The organism is Gordonibacter sp. 28C (genome assembly GCF_003339845.1).
Lineage (GTDB): Bacteria > Actinomycetota > Coriobacteriia > Coriobacteriales > Eggerthellaceae > Gordonibacter.
Genome location: NZ_PPTR01000003.1, coordinates 203,535 through 222,283, shown reverse-complemented (window position 1 = coordinate 222,283; position 18,749 = coordinate 203,535). Strand labels below are relative to the sequence as shown.

14 protein-coding genes are annotated in these 18,749 nt (G+C 66.2%); 8 read left to right on the top strand and 6 right to left on the bottom strand.

All coding sequences use genetic code 11. The annotated features are described in order from the left end of the window. Positions 1 to 17 precede the first annotated feature (17 nt). A complete protein-coding gene (gene arsS / locus C1878_RS16715) occupies positions 18 to 2,033 on the top strand; it encodes an arsenosugar biosynthesis radical SAM (seleno)protein ArsS (RefSeq protein ID WP_199519292.1) in 2,016 nt (671 codons plus the stop codon). Positions 2,034 to 2,361: 328 nt separating this feature from the next. Continuing rightward, complete coding sequence (locus C1878_RS05150; RefSeq protein WP_199519291.1) at positions 2,362 to 3,873, top strand: hypothetical protein; 1,512 nt, start codon at positions 2,362 to 2,364, stop codon at positions 3,871 to 3,873. A 224-nt stretch (positions 3,874 to 4,097) separates the two neighbouring features. Here C1878_RS05150 and asnB read toward each other — a convergent pair whose 3' ends face one another. Beyond that, on the bottom strand, positions 4,098 to 6,080 hold the full coding sequence (gene asnB, locus C1878_RS05145; protein ID WP_114600624.1) for an asparagine synthase (glutamine-hydrolyzing): 1,983 nt from the start codon (positions 6,078 to 6,080) through the stop codon (positions 4,098 to 4,100). A 247-nt stretch (positions 6,081 to 6,327) separates the two neighbouring features. After that, positions 6,328 to 8,148, bottom strand: coding sequence for an amidohydrolase (locus tag C1878_RS05140; RefSeq protein ID WP_114600623.1), 1,821 nt, complete (start codon positions 8,146 to 8,148; stop codon positions 6,328 to 6,330). A 332-nt stretch (positions 8,149 to 8,480) separates the two neighbouring features. On the opposite strand from C1878_RS05140, the gene C1878_RS05135 reads away from it, so the two are divergent. The 6 genes from C1878_RS05135 to C1878_RS05115 all read left to right on the top strand — a co-directional run bounded on the left by C1878_RS05135 (position 8,481) and on the right by C1878_RS05115 (position 14,406). Beyond that, a complete protein-coding gene (locus C1878_RS05135; protein WP_114600622.1) occupies positions 8,481 to 9,863 on the top strand; it encodes a sodium-dependent transporter in 1,383 nt (460 codons plus the stop codon). A 254-nt stretch (positions 9,864 to 10,117) separates the two neighbouring features. Further along, positions 10,118 to 10,423 (top strand): hypothetical protein, encoded by a 306-nt coding sequence (locus tag C1878_RS16450; protein ID WP_147272909.1) that lies wholly within the window; start codon positions 10,118 to 10,120, stop codon positions 10,421 to 10,423. Between the two features lie 6 nt (positions 10,424 to 10,429). Then, a complete protein-coding gene (locus C1878_RS05130) occupies positions 10,430 to 11,398 on the top strand; it encodes a hypothetical protein (RefSeq protein ID WP_114600621.1) in 969 nt (322 codons plus the stop codon). Further along, positions 11,395 to 12,387: a peptidase U32 family protein gene (locus C1878_RS05125; RefSeq protein WP_114600620.1), complete on the top strand. Its 993-nt coding sequence runs from the start codon at positions 11,395 to 11,397 to the stop codon at positions 12,385 to 12,387. The genes C1878_RS05130 and C1878_RS05125 overlap by 4 nt, the downstream gene beginning before the upstream one ends. Positions 12,388 to 12,823: 436 nt before the next feature. Next, on the top strand, positions 12,824 to 13,888 hold the full coding sequence (ychF, locus tag C1878_RS05120) for a redox-regulated ATPase YchF (RefSeq protein WP_114600619.1): 1,065 nt from the start codon (positions 12,824 to 12,826) through the stop codon (positions 13,886 to 13,888). 26 nt (positions 13,889 to 13,914) lie between these two features. After that, positions 13,915 to 14,406, top strand: coding sequence for a hypothetical protein (locus C1878_RS05115; protein WP_114600618.1), 492 nt, complete (start codon positions 13,915 to 13,917; stop codon positions 14,404 to 14,406). 43 nt (positions 14,407 to 14,449) lie between these two features. Here C1878_RS05115 and C1878_RS05110 read toward each other — a convergent pair whose 3' ends face one another. The 4 genes from C1878_RS05110 to C1878_RS05095 all read right to left on the bottom strand — a co-directional run bounded on the left by C1878_RS05110 (position 14,450) and on the right by C1878_RS05095 (position 18,543). Then, a complete protein-coding gene (locus C1878_RS05110) occupies positions 14,450 to 15,376 on the bottom strand; it encodes an alpha/beta fold hydrolase (protein ID WP_114600617.1) in 927 nt (308 codons plus the stop codon). 179 nt (positions 15,377 to 15,555) lie between these two features. Next, positions 15,556 to 15,765, bottom strand: coding sequence for a hypothetical protein (locus tag C1878_RS05105; protein WP_114600616.1), 210 nt, complete (start codon positions 15,763 to 15,765; stop codon positions 15,556 to 15,558). Positions 15,766 to 15,839: 74 nt separating this feature from the next. Beyond that, on the bottom strand, positions 15,840 to 16,178 hold the full coding sequence (locus C1878_RS05100) for a 4Fe-4S dicluster domain-containing protein (protein ID WP_114600779.1): 339 nt from the start codon (positions 16,176 to 16,178) through the stop codon (positions 15,840 to 15,842). 10 nt (positions 16,179 to 16,188) lie between these two features. Beyond that, positions 16,189 to 18,543: a molybdopterin-dependent oxidoreductase gene (locus C1878_RS05095; protein ID WP_114600615.1), complete on the bottom strand. Its 2,355-nt coding sequence runs from the start codon at positions 18,541 to 18,543 to the stop codon at positions 16,189 to 16,191. Between the last annotated feature and the right edge of the window lie 206 nt (positions 18,544 to 18,749).

Sequence of the window (18,749 nt, the reverse complement as noted above, 5' to 3'; positions counted from 1 at the left end):
AGAAAGGACGCGTTTCCATGTCGTCATGCTCCGTGCCCGGTCAGAAGCGCCGCGTGTCCAAGGATGCGGGACGCGTGTGCCCGGTCGACTACCGTTTGGCTCCCGACGCCTTCGCGAGGGAACCGGAGCGCGCATGCGACGTGCTCTACGTCGTGGGCGGCCTGTACGGCAATCCGTTCGCGCTCGACGCCTTGGACGAGCTGGTCGCCGCCGAGCAGGGCGACGTCCATGTCGTGCTGAACGGCGACATGCATTGGTTCGACAAGACGGCCGAGAACTTCGCCTCGCTTGAGGATCGGGCGGCGCGCTACACGCCGCTCGTGGGCAACGTGGAGGCGGAGCTGCGCCGCCAGGTCGACGTGGGCGTGGGGTGCGGATGCGCCTACCCCGACTGCACGGGAGACGACGCGGTGAGCCGTTCCAACCGCATCCACAAGAAGCTGTCCGAGGCCGTGGACGCCCATCCCGAGCTCAAGGAGCGCCTCGTCGGGCGGCCGGCCGCGGCGACGGTGGGCGTGGCGGGCAAGAAGGTGGCCGTCACGCACGGCGACGAGCAGCTTGTCGGCGGCTGGGCCTGTTCGCGCGAGTCGCTGCAGGACGTGCTGCGCCAAGACGAGCTCGACCGATGGATGGCGTCCAACGACGTGGACGTGCTGGCCACCACGCACACGTGCGCTCCCGCCGCGCTCTCTCTGGCGCGCGGCCTCGTGGTCAACAACGGCGCCGCCGGTCTGCCGAACTTCGCCGGGCAGCGATTCGGCTTGGTGGTGCGCGTGGCGACGACGCCTCATGCGGACGCGCTGTTCGGCGCGGAGCGCGACGGGCTGCACGTGGAGTGCGTTCCGCTGCGCTACGACCACGAAGCCTACCTGGCCTGGTTCGACGCGCTGTGGCCGGCGACGAGCCCGGCGGCCGTGTCGTACCGGTCGCGCATCGTGGAAGGTCCCGACGACCATCTGGAGGACGCGCTGCTCGGCGGGTTTCGGCGCGGTCCGTCCGCGCGCGTGGAGGCGCCGCCGCGTCGATCGCACGCGACGAAGGCCGACGTGGAGCTGGCGTTGGCGAAGCTCGTGTACTTCGAGGACGTCATGGACGACGCATCGTGCCTGCGCACTGTGGACGAGCCGTCGACCATCCAGGTCAACGTGACCGCGCGCTGCAACCTGGCCTGCGCCCACTGCCATGTGGAAAGCGGCCCGCACCGCACCGAGGCCATGGACCGCGCCACGATGGAGGCCGTGCTGGCGGTGGCCGAGCGGCCCTGCGTCGACACCGTGGACGTGACGGGCGGAGCCCCCGAGATGAACCCCGATTTCGCCTGGTTCGTCGAGCGCGCGTCGAGTGCGGCGCGCGTCATGGTGCGCACGAACCTCGTGATCCTGCGCGATCCCGCCTACCGATCGCTTCTCGACCTATACGCCCGGCTGGGCGTGGAAGTGGTGGCCTCGCTGCCCAACGTGCACGACGCGCAGGCCGAGCAGCAGCGCGGCGCCGCGACGTTCGATCCCTCGATCGAGGTGCTGCGCGAGCTGAACGCGCGCGGCTACGGCCGCGACGGCGAGCACGTGCTCGACCTGGTTTTCAACCCGCAATGGCCCGTGCTGCCTCCCGACCAGGACGAGCTCGAGGCCGTTTACCGGCGCCGCCTGGCAGAGCTGGGCGTGTCGTTCGACCGCCTGTTCGCCGTCGCGAACAACCCGATCGGGCGCTACGGCGCCCACCTTCTGGATACCGGAGAGTTCGACGGCTATCTCGACCTGCTCATCGACGGCTTCAACCAAGAGGCGTGCGCGGGCATGATGTGCCGCCGTCAGCTGTCGGTGGGATGGGACGGGCGCGTCTACGATTGCGACTTCAACCAGGCGCTCGGCTTGGCAGCCCGTCGCGAGGACGGCGGCGACCGCACGATCTTCGACTATGCCGACGACCCCGCGCTCTCGCTGGCGCGCGCGATCCGCTTCCGCAACCACTGCTACGCCTGCACGGCCGGCAGCGGCTCGAGCTGCGGCGGCACCATCGTGCAGATGTCCTAAAAGGGGACAGTCCCCAATTAGGACACCCAATTAGGACACTAAAAGGTTCCTGGCGCCGTTTGTCCTCATTGGGTGTCCTCATTGGGGACAGTCCCCAATGAGGACACCCAATGAGGACATTTCGGCGATTTCCGTAGAGGCGGGCAGCAGCCCGCCTCTACAAAGACTATCCTGCTTTTTTAGTTGACATGACATATTAGTGGATATAATCTAGTACTAGCCATGATCGATGATGATGATCGGGTTCGCCGAGGTTAGAGCACGGCGAAAGAACATCATGATCAGCGCTCATGGATGGCATAGGTTATCTTGAGAGGGGTTCTAGCACATGGATTCGACAACCGGGATCTTCTTCTGGGGGTTCCTCATCGTGTACGGCATCGTCATGTTCCTGCTCTCGCCGAAGACGGTCAGCCTTGGCGGGTTCTTCAAGGGCGAGGACAAGAAGGGCCGCGCCGCCAACCCCTGGATGATCACGGCATCCATCTTCATCGCGTGGATCTTCGCGAAGTCGGTCACGAACGCCGCCAACATGGGCGCCGAGTTCGGCATCGTGGGCGGCATCGGCTACGCCGTGTACTGGCTGTGCATTCCGCTGACCGGTTGGGCGCTGTACCGCTTGCGCCGCAAGTTCAAGGCCACCAGCATGGTGAGCTTCCTCACCGAGCACTACGGCGTGGCCGCCGCGTTCTGCTTCTCGGCCGCCATTCTGGTTCGCCTGTTCAACGAGGTGTGGTCTAACACCTCGGTCGTGGGCGCGTACTACGGCGCCTCGGGCTCGACGCCGTTCATCATCGCGGCGCTGCTGTTCACGGCCATCACCGTGGGCTACTGCTGCTGGGGCGGCATGCGCGGCTCCATCATCACCGACGTGGCGCAGGCCGTCCTCTTCGCGGTGCTGCTTATCGCGGTGCTGATTTGGGTGGTGCCGCTGAACTCGCCGGCCGACATCGTGACGTCCGGGTCGTGGACGCTCGAGGGCGGCGTCGACTTCATCATCGGCGCGGGGCTGCAATGCCTGTCGTACGGCTTCCACGACGCCGTGCTCACCGACCGCGGCTTCATCTGCGAAGAGAGGAAGATGCTGAAGAGCTTCACCGTGGCCGGCCTGCTGGGATTCGTCGCCATCGTGCTGTTCTCGCTCATCGGCGTGCACGCCTACCTCGACGGCATGAGCATCGCCGGCTCGAGCGCGCCGGTCGTGGTGGCGCAGAGCCTGGGGCTGGTGGCGTTCTTCGTCATGGCGGTCATCATGATAGCCACGGCCGGCTCCACGCTGGACTCCACGTTCAGTTCGCTGGCGAAGCTCACGGCGCGCGACCTGCCGGGTATTTTGGGGCATACGCCCAAGATGAACCCGCGCATCATCGGCATCATCTTCATGATCGTGTTCGGCATCGTGGGCAACCTTCCTATGATCATGGGCGCCTCCATCATCACGGCCACCACCATCTCGGGCACCATGATCATGGGCCTGGGTCCCGTGTTCCTGCTGCATGGCGTGGTGAAGCCCACGAAGACGGGCTTCCAGCTGGCGTTCTGGATCGGCATGGTGCTGGGCATCGTGGACACGGTGGCGCCGGCCGCGCTCGGCTTCATGAACATCGGGGGTGGCTCGTACGCCAACTTCCTCGGCGTGAACCTGTGGGGCGCCGTTGTCTGCTGGATCGCCTACCTCGTGCCCGGCTTGGTGGCGCAGTCCGCCGAGAGGCGCGCGGGCATCGAGCCCGCATGGAAGGGCCGCACGAAGGAGGAGCTCGCCCAGTACGACGCGGACGCCAAGCGCCGCGAGCTGGGCCTCGACCTCGATCCCGAGGACCTGGCCCCTACGGGCGCGTAAGGCGGCAGCGGACGCGTGGTGACGGCGAAGCACGCAGGCGACGGTGGGCAACTCGTGGGGGCGGACTGCTGCCCGCCCGGTGCCGAAACGTACCGGCGGCAAAATGAAATGCGGCAAGCGCACGGTGCGCTCGCCGCATTGTTTTTCAGGTTCGCACCTCGCCGCGCTGGACGGGCAGCAGCCCGCCCCTACGGGGGCGATCCTTTGAATATCCGGCTGTGCCGCTACGCCGCCGGTTTTTCCGGCACCGTTTGGTCCACGAAGTAGATCTTGTACCACATGAGGAACATGTACACGATCCAGATCTTGCGGGAGCGGTCGGCGCCGGCCTTGTGCTCGTCCAGCAGGCGCACCAGCTCGTCGGTGTTGAAGAACCGCCGCGCCAAATCGCCGGTGAACCATTCCTTCACCTGCTCGTAGTAGCGGTCCTGCCGCAGCCAGTTCACCATGGGCACGGGGAAGCCCAGCTTCTCCTTCTGCGCCCAGTCCTTCGGGATGGCGCGCTCCGCGGCCTCGCGCAGCGTGATCTTCGTCTGCTCGCCGTCGGCCTTCAAGCGGGTGGGGATGGTGGCCGACACGTCGAACACCCGCTTGTCCAAGAACGGCACGCGACTTTCCAGCGAGTGTGCCATCGACATCTTGTCGGTTTTCAGCAGGATGTCGCCCACCAGCCAGAAGAACAGGTCGACGTACTGCATGCGCGTGGTGTCGTCCAACCCCGCCACTTCGGCGTACGCCGGCGCGATGAGCTCTTGCGGCGACGGCACGAGCGCGCCCTCGTCGCCGCGCTTGCCTGCGCGCAAACGCTCGCGCTCTTCGGGGCTGAACGCCACGCCGTTCGCGTTCGTGTAGTACCAGTCCTCGGGCGTCTCGCTCGCGCGCTCCAGGTAGTTCGCGCCGCGCACGCCCAGGCCGCGCGCCATCTTCGACGCGCCGCGCAAGAGGCCCTTCGGCGCCCAGGACAGCTTCGCGTTGGCGAACGGCGTCTGGTAGATGCGGTAGCCGCCGAAGAACTCGTCGGCACCCTCGCCGGAGAGCACCGCCTTCACCTTCTTCGCGGCCTCCTGGTCCACGAAGTACAGCGCCACGGCGCTCGGGTCGGCTGAGGGCTCGTCCATGTGCCACTGCACGCGGGGCAGGCTCGCCCAGTACTCCTCCTCGCCGATGTGCTTGGAGTTGTTCTCGATGTGCAGTTCGTCGGCCAGCTCGCGCGCCCAGGATATCTCGTCGCGCTCGCCCTCGTACTCGGCGAAGCCCACGGTGAACGTCTTGATGTCGGGGTTCTCCTTGGCCAGGCAGGCGGCCATGTAGCTGGAGTCGATGCCGCTGGACAAAAACGAGCCCACCTCCACGTCGGCCACGTTGTGGTAGCGCACGCTCTCGCGCATGGCGGCGTCGATGGCCTCCACGGTGTCCTCGCGGCTGCGGCTCTCGTCGAAGTCGTAGGCGGGGCGCCAGTAGCGGCGCGTCTCGGTGGTGCCGTCGGCGCGCACGGTCATGCAGTGCGCGGGTTCCAGCTTGAAGATGCCCTTGAAGAACGTCTCGGGCAGCGCGCTGAACTGGAAGCACAGGTACTGCTCGAGCGCCTCCTCGTTGAGGGCGCGCTCGTAGGCGGGGTGCTCCAGGATGCACTTGATCTCGGACGCGAAGATGAACTGCGGGCCGGCGGCGCCTTCCTGCAGCGTGTAGTAGAACGGCTTGATGCCGAAGAAGTCGCGCGCGCAGAAGAGCTCGCGGGTGCTGCGGTTCCAGATGGCGAACGCGAACATGCCGCGCAGGCGGTCGAGCACGCCCTCGCCCCAGGCCAGATAGCCCGTGAGCAGCACCTCGGTGTCGGAGTTCGTCTCGAAGGCCCACCCTTGCGCCTCCAGCTCGGCGCGCAGGTCGCGGTAGTTGTATATCTCGCCGTTGAACACGATGGCGTAGTCGCCCTTGGCGGCCAGCGCCTCGGGGCCGGCGCAGGGGGCGCCGTCGGGCATGAGGGCGGGGGAGGTTATGCGGGCCGCGTGCTCGCCGGTTGCGCGCACCATGGGCTGGTTGCCGCCCGCCAGGTCGATGAGCGACAGGCGCCGGTGCCCCAGCGCGATGCCGTCGTCTAGGTACTGTCCCTCGCCGTCGGGCCCGCGATGCGCCATGACGTCGCACATGGCTTTCAAAATGGGCAGGTCAGCTTCGGTGGCCCCCGTGAATCCGCAGATGCCGCACATGGATGATTCTCCTTCTCGCTTGAGTCTGCGCTCCATGATAGAGGAAACCGGGCGTTCACCCAAGAGGCGCGTCCGACCCGCGCCAAAACCGCAGATTTTGATTCCCGATTTGCGATTGGGGCGGTGTGTGAAAGGCGGGCGTTGCCGGATGGGCGCCCGCGGGTCGCAGCGAGATATGCGCGCGTCGATCGCGGACGCCGTTGCCCGGCGTCCGCGATCGTTTCGAAACGCCGTTGCGCTTTTCGGGCTACGGGTTTCCAGTCTCGGCGTCGAACACCTTCTTGCCGCGCAGGTACGTGGCCAGCACCTTCGTGTTCTTGATGGCCAGGGGGTCGACGTCGAGGACGTTCTGGTCCACCACGACGAAGTCGGCCGACTTGCCTTCCTCGAGGCTGCCCGTCTCGTCCTCCAGCCCCAAGGCCCAGGCGGCGTCGGCGGTGAAGCTGCGGATCATGCGCTGCACGTCCACGCGCTCTTCGGGCCAGAGCAAGTAGGTGGGATCGTCTATGTCGGCGATGTCGGCCACCTCGTACTCCTCGCCGTTCACCAGGTTGCGCGTCACGCCGGCCTCGATGGCTTCGAAGGGGTTCGGATTGGCGGTGACGGGGTAGTCGGAAGCCGACACCAGGACGGCGCCGACGTCGACGAACGACTTCATGGGGTACATTTTCTCGGCGCGCTCGCCCAGCGCCGCCTTCTCCTTCGGCTCCCAGTACTGGGGCGTTTTGAGGTGCCAGTACGGATCGGCCACGGCCACCACGTTCAACTCGGCGAAGCGGGGGACGTCGTCGTCCGAGACCAGCTGCAGGTGGGTGATGGCGTTGCGCTCGCGGTCGTCGGGCACGTTCTGCTCGGCGTACTCGATGGCGTCCAGGGCCATGCGCACGCCGCCGTCGCCGATGGCGTGGAGGTGCGCCAGGAACCCCATGCGGTTCACCGACGCCACGGCCCGGTCGAGCGCATCCTGCTGCCAGCCGGTGTCTCCGTGGGATCCGGGGTTGTCGGTGTACGGCTCCAGCAACAGCGCCGATTCGTTGTCCATGACGCCGTCGGTGAAGAACTTGGCGGCGTTGACCTTGAACAGGTCGCCGGTGTGCGCGGCCTTCAGCTCTTCCAGTCTTTTCAGGTCGTCCTCGGTCTGCCAGCTGGTCACGATGCCGGCGCCGCGCACGCGCAAGGTGAGCTCGTTCTGGTCGGCCAGCTTCTGGTACGCGTCCGCCGGCAACGGGAGGAAGCCGTTGCCCGGCGGCGAGAAGATGGACGTGTAGCCCAAGCTGTTGAGATGTGCCAGGTAATCGGGCAGTGCAAGGGAGAGGTTCTCCTGGTCGAAGGGGTAGTCGGCGGCCAGCGACATGGCGGAGTCGGCCAGGATGCCCCACAGCCCCCCGTTCTCGTCCTTCACGATCTTGCCGCCGGGGGTCGACTCGGTGTCCTTCGTGATGCCCAGGTACTCGAACGCCTTGGAGTTCAGCCAGGCGCCGTGGCCGTCGAACGAGTACACCAGTATGGGCTTGTCGGGGCTGATCGCGTCGAGGCGCTCCTTCTTGGGGCCGTGCTCCAGCTCCTCGCCGGGGAAGAGGGCCGCCGCGTAGCCGAAGCCGGAGTAGGTTTTCTTGTCGGGATGGGAATCCACGTAGTCCTTGATCGTTTTGAGCATGTCGTCGGAGCTGGTCAGCCCGATGAGGCTGAAGTCGAAGAAATCGGGCGAGGCGGTGTGGATGTGGCCGTCGATCATGCCAGGCATGACCGTCTTTCCTTGCAGGTCGACCACGGAGCCGGCTGCGTTCTTGTACGCCGTCCCGTCGGCCGCCGAGCCGGCGAACACGACTCGCCCGTCCTTCACGGCCAGCGCTTCCGCCACGCCGTTTTGCTCGTTCGCGGTGATGACGGTGCCGTTTTCGAAGTAGAGGTCTGCCTTCACGTCTGTTCCTCCTTGGTCGGTGCCCGTGCCGCCGTTGCCTGCGGGTGTCGAGCAGCCGTACATGCCGAGGCCGATCGACGCCAAGGCCACGGCTCCGCCGGCGAGGAACGCTCTGCGCGACAGTGCCGAGATTCCGGATTGGTCCATGGCGTCTCCGTTTCCGTCTCGGGCGGGTAGCCCTCGTCTTTGCGTAAAGGTCCAGTATCGCGGGCTTCGGGGCGCGCAGGCGGCGCCGGTGCCGGCTGGTCGTGGTCGGGTTGCTCAATCGTTGTCGATTTGTAAGCATCGGCCGGCTTTTCGTCCACGTTATGCGCGGCCTTCTGCGAAAACGTGGGCGTTCTGCCGGATTTTGCCGCTATAATGATGCACTTGGATCGCGGCGCAGAGGGTGGATGTCTGGCGGCGCCCGCATCCGGCCTCTGCGGACGCGTCCGTCTCGGGGGCTTCTCGTGTGAATCGATTCGGCAACGGAGGTCTCGATGTCTTCTACCGGCATGCCCGCGCGCTCGTCTTGGTCGGGCAAGTGGGCGTTCATCCTGGCTGCGGCGGCATCCGCCGTGGGCTTGGGGAACATGTGGCGCTTCCCCTACTTGGCGGCGAAATACGGCGGCGGAACGTTTTTGCTCACGTACCTGGTGCTCGTGTTCACGTTCGGCGTTTCGCTGCTGCTGCTCGAAACGGCGCTCGGCCGCACGACGGGGCAGTCGGCCATCGGCGCGTTCAAGCAGTTCGGCAAGAAGTACGCCATCATCGGCATCCTGGCCTCGGCCGTGCCGTTCATCATCACGCCGTACTACTGCATCATCGGCGGCTGGGTGACGAAGTACGCGGCGGCCTATCTCATCAACGGGCCGGAGGCGCTGGCCGACGGCGGCGACTTCTTCACGGGCTTCATCACCAGCAACACCGAGAGCTTCCTGTGGATGCTCCTGTTCATGGCCATCGTGTTCATCGTGGTGTCGTTGGGCGTGAAGGGCGGCATCGAGAAGGCGAACCTCATCATGATGCCGACGCTCATCGTCATGGCCATCGCCATCGCGGCTTACACGCTCACGCAGCCGGGGGCGATCGACGGCGCGCTGTACTACCTGGTGCCCGATTTCAGCAAGTTCTCGCCGGAGCTGGTCATCGGCGCGCTGGGGCAGATGTTCTACAGCCTGTCGCTGGCCATGGGCATCATGATCACCTACGGCTCGTACCTCGACCGCAAGTCCAGCCTCACGCAGAGCGTCACGCGCATCGGCTGCTTCGACGTGGGCGTGTCGTTCCTCGCCGGCCTCATGATCGTGCCGGCCGCGTTCGTGGCCATGGGCTCGGGCGACGCCGTGGCGGGCGCGGCGGGGCCGTCGCTCATGTTCATCACGCTGCCGGGGGTGTTCGCCGGTATGGGGGACGCCGCCGTGGTCGTGGGCTTCGTGTTCTTCCTGCTGGTGCTGTTCGCTGCGCTGACCAGCGCCATCTCGCTCACCGAGACGTGCGTGTCCATCATCCAGGACGGCGCGGGATGGTCGCGCAAGAAGGCGCTTGGCACCGTCATCGGCGTGGTGGTGGTCGCAGGCGTCTTCGTGAACCTGGGCTACAACGGCCTGTCGTTCATCGAGCCCCTGGGCGCCGGCACGACGCTGCTGGACTTCTTCGACTTCTTCTCGAACTCGGTGCTCATGCCCATCGTGGCGCTTTTGACGTGCGTGTTCATCGGCTGGATCGTGAAGCCGGGGCTCATCGTGAAAGAGGTGAAGCTGTCCAGCTCGTTCAAGGCCGAGAAGGTGTGGACGGTAATGATCAAGTACATCGCGCCCGTGCTGGTGGTGGTGATCCTGGTGGCCTACGTTGCCGCGCAGTTCGGGCTGTTCAGCATGTAAGCCGACGAATCGGCCATATCGAACGCCTATGGGGCGCCCTCGGAAACGGGGGCGCCCTGCTCTTTTTCGGGGCGCTAACGAAGCGGGCACGGGCGGGAAAGCGTTGGGAGGCACGCCCCTCCGTCGGGCACGCCGCACGCTACCATGCGATGCACCGCAGCCGTACGGTCTGATCTTTCGCCGGGCGGTTGCGCGGCGGCGGCCCGACAAGGCCGCCCTTTTCGACAAAGCACCCGATGAGGAAAGAGGACGCCATGATGGAAGACACGATCGACGAATTGAAGGGCCAGCCGAAGGGCGAGAATTACGGCAAGGGCGAGAACTACGGCGAAGGCGGGCGTCGCCATCACGGCCACGGCGGGGAAGGTTCCGGCGAGGGCTACGGCGAAGGCGGGAACTACGGCTCCGGAGAAGGCTGCGGCAAGGGCGAAGGATACGGCTCCGGCGAGAAGTACGCCGAAGGCGAAGACCGCGACAAGGGCGAAGGATACGGCTCTGGTGAAAGCTACGGCTCCGGCGAGAAGTACGGGCAGGGCGAAACGTCCGGGAACGGACAGTAGCCGACGATGCAATCCGTACCCGCGTGCAACGTGGCCGACACGGCCGCGGCGGCCCGTGCGCATGGCATGACCCTCCCCCTGTTGGTGGAGCGGACCATGCAGGCGGCGGGCCGCCGCTCCGTGAAGAGGCTCTACGTCGGCTCGAACCTCTGCAGCCAGTACTTCCTTCGCCAGCCCGAGCAGGTGTGGCGCGAGGCGTTTTCCCTCTGCCGGCGCGAGCGCATCCCGGCCACGCTCGTGGTGCCCGTGTTCTCCCAGAAGGACCTCGCCGAGGCGCGGCGGCGTATCGACGAGCTCGTGTCGGCGCATCGCGACGTCGTCGACGAGATCACGGTGAACGACGTGGGCATGGTGGCGCATTGCCTCGACCGCTACGGGCTGCCGCTCAACGCCGGGCGCCTGTTCTCCAAGGAGCCGCGTGATCCGCGCTACCTCGAGCTGTTCGAAACCCGGCATGCCGTGGGCGTGCCCGCGCTCGTCACCGAGCTGTTCCGCCATGGCGAGCTGCAGGGCTTGGAGCTCGACCCGACCCATGCGGCGCTCGACCTGTCCGAGCTGCGCGGGCTCATGCCGCACCTCGAGGTTGGCGTGCACATGCCGTACTGCTATATGTCGACGGGGTCGATCTGCGAGCTGGCCAGCATAAGCCGTCCCGTGCGCGAGAAATTCCGTCCGAACGCGTCGTGTTCGCTGGAGTGCACGCGCTGCGCGGTGGGGTATAGGCTGCCGTACGGCGCGCGCCTGCTCAAATTCGGGCGCGCCGTGTACTTCCCGAACCACGACTGCACCGTGTGCGAGGGAGAGGACTTCCGGATGATCGTGTCGCCGTTCGACGTGCTGGTCCCCCGACGCGACGCCCGCATCGAGCACGGCCCGACGGTCGCGCGCCTTGACGCGGGCGAGCCCGTGCGCGGGTTCGAGGCCGCGAGCGAAGGGCGGCGCACCTCCCTTGCAGCGGAAGGCGGTGCGCGATGAACCCGCTCGTGCCCGTGAACGACCGCGCCTACTTGGAGCGCTACGTCGCCGCCGGGGGCGAGGAGTTCTACATCGGTTTCCACGACCCCGCCTGGCACGAGCGCTTCGGCGACGAGGCCGACCTCAACCGCATGACGGGCTTTCGGCGCCAAGCCAACCCCTACTGCTTCGAGGACGTGCTATCCATCGTGGACGAGGTGCGCGACCTGGGAAAGCGCATCTACGTCACGTTCAACGCGAGCGCCTATTCCCAGGAACGGCTGGACTTCCTGTTCGGCTACTTCGAGCGCTTGCATGCGGCGGGGGCTACGGGTGCCATCGTGTCGGTGCCCGAGGCCGTGGAGCCGACGGCCGACAGCGGCTTGGAGGTGGTGGCGTCCACCATGTGCGGCGTCTACAACGCCGACATCGCGCGCTTCTACCGCGATCTCGGATGCGGGCGCGTCATCGTGCCGCGCGACGTGGGCCTTGCGGAGATCGAGGCCATGACCGAGGCCGTGCCCGACGTGGAGTTGGAGGTGTTCCTCATGCGCAACGGGTGCGTTTTCGCGGACGGGTTCTGCCTGGGCCGCCATTTCCAAGGACGCAACGCGCTGTGCTGGGACGTGCGCCACGCCGAGCGCGAGTTCTACACGGTGGGGCACGGGGGCGGCCTGTCGCGCGCCGCCCGCGAGAACAACGAAACGTACGGGCGGTTCCATCTTTCCGCCTGCGGGCTGTGCGCCGTGTACCGTTTGGAGCAGGCGGGCGTGACCGCGGCGAAGATCGTGGGCCGTTCGGACGATCCGGCCTGCGTGCTGCGCGACATCGAGGCGGTCGTGCGCAACGTGGAGATAGCGAAGAGGTGCGCCGACGAGCAGGAGTTTCTCGCGCGCATGAGCGTGCCGCCCGAGCGCGCCCGCGACTGCGGAGACTCCCTTTCGTGCTACTACCCGGAAGTGCGCTTCCCCCGCACGGCGCGCCGCGAGCCCCTCGTGCGCGCGGGATAGGGGGCCGCGCTTCGGCGGGAACCGGGACCGGGCCTTGCCAAGATGCCCGGGTCTGGCAAGATGTCCTCCCGTGCGGGGTCCGGTACGTTCGAACGGACTGTTTCGATCGGTGTGGTCGGTGCGAAGGGTTGCGTTACGTTGGAAGCCGTTCTCGGCGAGCCTTCGGGGCGGCGATGTAAAAAAATCGAAGCTGTGTTGGCTCGTAAGGGTTTTTTGGAAGCGCGTGAGAATTGCGACCTGGGCAAACGCCCGCGCGTGTTCGGCATTTTGCTGCCACGGCCCTCTCAAGCCATCATAGCTTCGAAAAAGTTGCAGAAGGAGCTCGAAAAACTATTACGGTGCTGTTTTGCGTCGACGGCGTCTGGCGCGCTCGTGCGCGGCCGGGCGTTTTGCTATCATGGGACGATACGTCTGCACCGTTTGAGAAGGAAGTCCCATGTCGCTATCCATCGGTATCGTCGGGCTGCCGAACGTCGGCAAGTCCACGCTGTTCACGGCCCTCACGAACAAGGGCGGCCTCGCGGCCAACTACCCGTTCGCCACCATCGAGCCCAACGTGGGCGTGGTGCCCGTGCCCGACGCGCGCCTCGACCGCCTGGCCGAGATCGACCATCCGGCGCGCATCGTGCCGGCAACCGTCGAGTTCGTGGACATCGCGGGCCTCGTGGCCGGCGCCAGCCAGGGCGAGGGCCTGGGCAACCAGTTCCTCGCGAACATCCGCGAGACGGACGCCATCTGCGAGGTCGTGCGCTTCTTCGGCGATCCGGACGTGGTGCACGTCTCCGGCAAGGTGGACCCGCAAAGCGACGTGGAAACCATCAAGACCGAGCTGATCCTGGCCGACATGGGCACGCTGGAGAAGGCGCTGCCGCGTTTGGAGAAGGAAGCCAAGCGCGACAAGGCCGGCGCGGCGAAGGTGGCCGCGGCCAAGAAGGTGTACGAGGGGCTGAACGAGGGACATCGCGCCCGCACGCTCGACCTTTCCGACGACGAGCGCGCCGCGCTGCACGATTTGCACCTGCTGACGATGAAGCCCATGCTCTACATCGCCAACGTCGATGAAGACCAGCTTGCGGTCGACTTGCCCGAGATCGACGGGTGCGCGCCGGTGCCCATCTGCGCGAAGGTGGAGGCCGACCTGGCCGAGCTCGACCCGGCCGAGGCGCGCGAGTACCTGGAGGCCATGGGGCTCGAGGAAAGCGGCCTCGCGCGCCTCGTCCGCGAGGCGTACCACCTGCTGGGCCTGCAGTCGTACTTCACGAGCGGTGAGACCGAGACGCGCGCCTGGACCATCCCCATCGGCGCGAAGGCCCCGCAGGCGGCCGGCGTCATCCACACCGACTTCGAGCGCGGCTTCATCAAGGCCGAGACGGCGTCGTTCGCCGACTACTCCGAGCTCGACGGCGAGAAGGGCTGCCGCGACGCCGGCAAACTGCGCCAGGAGGGCAAGGAGTACGTGGTGCAGGACGGCGACGTCATGCACTTCAAGTTCAACGTGTAGGAACGCTTGGCGGGAAGGGTTTGCACATGGACGGTTTCATCGAGGCGTTGGCGAGCGACGGCAGAAGTCCGGGGCTGCCCGAGGAGTACGATTATTTCGGGAAGCTCGTCGGCAGTTGGAAGCTCGACTACGTCGATCGCAACCTGTCCTGCTCGGTTGAGGGGGAGTGTCATTTCGCGCGGGTCCTCGAGGGCATGGCCATCCAGGACGTGATCATCCTGCCCTCGCGCGATGCGCGGACCGAAACGCCTCATCCCCTGACCGAGTACGGCACGTCCCTGCGCATCTTCAACCCTGTAACGCGTGCATGGGACGTCGTCTACGGTTACACGGGCAAGATATTCCGGCTCGAGGCAAGGAAGCAAGGCGATATGATCGTCCTCACCAACCTCGAAGACGCCAGCAGGAAGTGGGTGTTCGTCTCCGTCGATGACGACCGCTTCCATTGGCAGAACGTCACCGTGCAGGACGACGGCGCTTGGCACGTGAACGCGGACATCTACGCCGAGCGCGCGTAGAAATGTCCCAATTGGGGACTGTCCCCAATTGGGACACGCCCGCCTACAGGTGCAGCAGCAGCCAGCTTATGAGGTCTTCTTCGACCTCGAACTTGAGGTCGTCGTAGTTGTGGATCTCGTGGCGGTAGCCGGAGTAGAGCTTCGTCGTCACCTCGTGGCCCGTGTCCGCGAGCCAGTTGGCGCACGCGTACACGCCCTCGCCGTAGTTGCCCACGGGGTCCTGGTCGCCCGCGATGCACAGGACGGGCAGGTCGGCGGGCACCTTCTCGGCCCATTCGGCGCCTTCGATGCAGAGCATCATGTCAATGAAGTCGCGCAGGCTGATGTTGTGGGTGGGGTGCGTGAAGGCGTCGAACGGGTCTTCGGCGTGGTCCCTCTGAACGGCGGGGTCGTGGCAGATCCACTCGTTGCCCAGCTGGGCGCCCTCCTCGCAGCGGGCGAACATCCAGCCCATCAGCTCGCCCACGAAGGCGGGGTCGCTCTCGTGCGCCTTGCCGGCGGCGATGGCCTCGTCCAGCTTCGCGCGCACCTCGTGCGTTTTTTTGAAGATGCCGGTGGTGCCGCAGTAGACGGCGCCGGTCAGCTCGTCGCCGTACTTCGCGCTGAAGTCGCGCGCGATCATCGAGCCCATGGAATGCCCGAACATGAAGTAGGGCAGGTCGGGGTACTTCTCGCACACGAGGTCCTTGAACCGCTTCTCGTCCTCCATCATGGTGTGCGGCCCCGCGTCGCCCCAATCGCCCCAGGTGCCGTTCGCGATGGCGGTGGCGCCATGGCCCACGTGGTCGTCGGCCGCCACGATGAAGCCGGCGTCCATGAGCGCCACGATCATGTGGAAGTAGCGGCGGGAATGCTCTCCGAAACCGTGGACCAGCTGCACGATGCCCTCGGGCTCGCAAGCGGGGACGTAGATCCACCCCGTCACCTGGTCTCGGTCGTTCGACGATGGAAAGCGGATTTCATGCAGCATGGTGAACCCCTTCTCTCGAAGCGCTCGCGGTCTGGCACCTGCGAGCCGACCCCCTGTGCGGCCGCCTGAGGCGCCTGCGCCCATTATCGCAGACGGGCCCCTTCCGCGCTCGGTGTTTTTCGCACGTACGGCGCGCGGGAAGATGGCGCGTGCGGAAGTGCCGCCAACCGACGAGCCGGTCATGCGCCCTTCGCGCGCCTGCCTGCCGCCTCTTCGCCCGTCGGGCGCGTGCCGGCGGGGCCGGGGTAGGGCGGGCGTCGGTGGCCGCAGTGGGGGCAGGTGCCGTCGGTGACGTCCCGGGGCTTGCCGCACGCCGGGCAGACGGCGTTCATCTCGCGCAGGCGGTCGACCTTGCCGCACGCGTTGCACATGGAGCAGACGTAGCACATCCCGCAAGCCTCCCTTCGCCGCCGCAAAACGGGAAGGTGCCCGGGAACGCGAACTCCCGGGCACCGATCGGACCCTATACGAACAGGGCCATCTTCTTCGAAGTCATCTTCTTGGAGAGCTCCTCCACGCTTCCGTAGTGCATGCAGCCCGCTTGGCAATGCTTGACGCAGGTGGGTTCCTTGCCCTTGGCCACGCGGTCCGCGCACAGGTCGCAGAGCGCGGTGGGCACGGGCAGGAACTCGTACTGGTACGCGCCGTCGCCCAGGTCGTGGGGGCCTATCTCGTAAGGGCTGATGCCTATCCGGCCCTTTTCCAGCAGCTTCTCGGGCGCGAACCCGTGCTCCTGCTGGCAGGCTATCTCGCAGGTGTGGCAGCCCGTGCACCACTCGTAATCGATAAGCAGTCCGTTCATCTTCACTCACCTAGCCTTCGTACTTGCTGATCCGGCAGAGCTGGGACTTGTAGGAGTTGCCCAGGCCCGTTTTGCCGGGGCGCATGGGCAACAGCTTGTTGATGTTGTTCTCCAACACGCCGTACAGGCCCGCTTCCGTGCCGTCGTTCTCGGCACGGTCCTTGCGCTCGGGGTACCACCAGCCGTGGTCGGCCGACACCACGCCCCGCTTTATGCGGGTGGACAGCTCCGCCTGCTCGCGGCACGACCCGAACTCGTTCTCGATCAGCACCCAGTCGCCGTCCTTGATGCCGTACTGCGCGGCGTCGTCGGGGTGGATCATGATCTGCGGCCCCGGATGGATGGCGCGCATCGAAGGGGCCTGACGGTGCTCGGAGTGGAAGAGGCTCCAGCGGCGGGCGCCCGTCGTGAGCACCAGCGGGTACTTCTCGTAAAGCTCCGGCGTCGAGCGCGGGCTCTCGGGCGGTTCCTCGTAGGCCGACAGGGGCGAGTACCCCATGTTCTGCATGGCGATGGAGTAGAAGTTGTAGCGGCCCGTGTCGGTGTTGAAGCCCGGCTGCCCGTCGGGGCGCAGCTTGCCGGTCTTGTACTTGTAGTACTCGAACTCCGGGTAGGCCCAGGTGCGCTCCTTGATGTCCCGGTACTTGAACGGCGAGCTTTGCAGGCAGAAGTCGTAGAACTCCTCGTCGGACTTCCAGGCGCCCGCCGCGTCGCCGTGGAAGCGCCTGCCCACCTCGTAGATGATCTGCTGGTCGGACTTCGCCTCGCCCAAAGGCTCGATGCACTGCGCCACCGCGCCCAGCTGGTAGGGCTGGTGGCCGGTGATGCCCGCGCGCTCCGCGAACGTGACGGCCGGCAGGAACACGTCGGCCACGCCCATGGCCGTGGGCGTCATGAACAGGTCGACCACGACGTTGAAGTCGGTGCCCAGCAGGGCCGGCAGTATCCGCTGCGGCTCGGCGCCCATGTTGGCGATGGGGTTGTTCGTCTGCATCCACACGCACTTGATGGGGTAGGGCTCGCCCGTCTCCAGCGCCTTCAGCATCATGTCCTGGCTGATGGCGGCCATGGCCTTGCACCCGTTGTACTCCTGGTTCATACGCTTGTCGCCGGAGGCGGCCCAGCTGGGCGTGGGAAGCGACTCGATGACCGTGAAGTCCGACATCCAGGTGGAGCCCACGCCGAAGCAGGGGCGGCCGCACACCATCGATCCCGGCTTCTCGTAGTTGCCGGTCACGGCCAGCAGGTCGAACACGGCCATGCCGGTGACGAATCCCTCGGACGTGTGGTCCATGGCCACGCCCCATTGCAGGCACGCCGACCGCGCGCGGCCGAGGGCACGGGCGCACGCGGTGACCTTCTCGGCGTCGATGCCGCAGATGTCGGCGGCCTTCTCGGCCGTGAAGTCGACGATGCTCGCGGCGAACTCGTCGAATCCGTACGTCCACAGCTCCACGAACTCGTGGTCGTAGAGGTCTTCTTGGATGATGATGTTGGACAGCGCGAGCGCCAGGGCGCAGTCGGTGCCCGGGCGGAGCTGGAACCAGTACTCGGCCTTGCCCGCGAGCCAGGTGAGCTTGGGGTCCATGCAGATGATCTTGGAGCCGCGCTTCATGCATTCCACGATCCAGTGCCCCAGCGTGCCGTCGGAGTTCGCCACGACGGGGTTGTTGCCCCAGACCATGACGTACTCCGGCACCTCGAAGCGCGGGTCGTCGTAGCGTTCGGGGAAGAACTGCGAGTAGTCGCACACGAACATGTCGCCCACCTTGAGCGACGTGCTGAACAGGCGCGGCGCGTAGCACGCCTGCCCGGACAGGAAACCCATGCCGTAGTTCGGCGTTCCCAGGTACTGCGCGAGCATCGGGCCGTAGCCGTTGATGTCGCGGCCGGTGCCCTGCGTCACCCAGATGGACTCGGCCCCGTGTTTCTCCACCACCGCCATGACGTTCTCGTAGACGAGGTCGTACGCCTCGTCCCAGCCGATGCGCTCCCACTTGTCCTTGCCGCGGTCCTCGCGGGCGCGCTTCATGGGGTGCAGGATGCGGTCCTCGTGGTAGATCATCTCCTTGGCCGCAAGGCAGCGAAGGCATAGGCGGCCCTGGTTGTGCGGGTTCTCCGGATCTCCCTCTATGTGGTCGATGGCCCCGTCCTTCACGTACACCAGCAGCCCGCAGTTCTGGTGGCACCCCGGGCCGGTGCGCGCGTTGGTCCTGATGACGGTCATGCCGTCCTCGTTCCACGTCCACTCCCGACCTTCGGCGTCGTCTTGGGTCGTGGCTTCCTTGGCGTTTTCCTTGACGAAGAACGAGCCGTACACGTCGGCCTCGATCTCGTTTTTGACGTCGGCTTGCGCTTCTGTCATGGCGAATCCCCCTTCTCTTGTGCGGTTGAACTCTGGGAAGCTCGGCGGTGGCGCGCACGTGCCGAGCTTCCACAGGCGGCGAAGTCTCGGTTCGCGTCTTTTCGGCGCGGGAAGCTGGAGCGAGGGGACGCAGCAGCCGGTTCGTGTCCTCGGGGAAGATCCGGCGAACGACCGCAAGCCGGGCGGGTTGCCTAGTCGTCGGGTGT

Bases quoted from the DNA above. Each gene is read 5' to 3' on its own strand.
- arsS (WP_199519292.1), top strand. From the start codon at position 18: ATGTCGTCATGCTCCGTGCCCGGTCAGAAGCGCCGCGTGTCCAAGGAT.
- C1878_RS05150 (WP_199519291.1), top strand. From the start codon at position 2,362: ATGGATTCGACAACCGGGATCTTCTTCTGGGGGTTCCTCATCGTGTAC.
- asnB (WP_114600624.1), bottom strand. From the start codon at position 6,080: ATGTGCGGCATCTGCGGATTCACGGGGGCCACCGAAGCTGACCTGCCC.
- C1878_RS05140 (WP_114600623.1), bottom strand. From the start codon at position 8,148: ATGGACCAATCCGGAATCTCGGCACTGTCGCGCAGAGCGTTCCTCGCC.
- C1878_RS05135 (WP_114600622.1), top strand. From the start codon at position 8,481: ATGTCTTCTACCGGCATGCCCGCGCGCTCGTCTTGGTCGGGCAAGTGG.
- C1878_RS16450 (WP_147272909.1), top strand. From the start codon at position 10,118: ATGATGGAAGACACGATCGACGAATTGAAGGGCCAGCCGAAGGGCGAG.
- C1878_RS05130 (WP_114600621.1), top strand. From the start codon at position 10,430: ATGCAATCCGTACCCGCGTGCAACGTGGCCGACACGGCCGCGGCGGCC.
- C1878_RS05125 (WP_114600620.1), top strand. From the start codon at position 11,395: ATGAACCCGCTCGTGCCCGTGAACGACCGCGCCTACTTGGAGCGCTAC.
- ychF (WP_114600619.1), top strand. From the start codon at position 12,824: ATGTCGCTATCCATCGGTATCGTCGGGCTGCCGAACGTCGGCAAGTCC.
- C1878_RS05115 (WP_114600618.1), top strand. From the start codon at position 13,915: ATGGACGGTTTCATCGAGGCGTTGGCGAGCGACGGCAGAAGTCCGGGG.
- C1878_RS05110 (WP_114600617.1), bottom strand. From the start codon at position 15,376: ATGCTGCATGAAATCCGCTTTCCATCGTCGAACGACCGAGACCAGGTG.
- C1878_RS05105 (WP_114600616.1), bottom strand. From the start codon at position 15,765: ATGTGCTACGTCTGCTCCATGTGCAACGCGTGCGGCAAGGTCGACCGC.
- C1878_RS05100 (WP_114600779.1), bottom strand. From the start codon at position 16,178: ATGAACGGACTGCTTATCGATTACGAGTGGTGCACGGGCTGCCACACC.
- C1878_RS05095 (WP_114600615.1), bottom strand. From the start codon at position 18,543: ATGACAGAAGCGCAAGCCGACGTCAAAAACGAGATCGAGGCCGACGTG.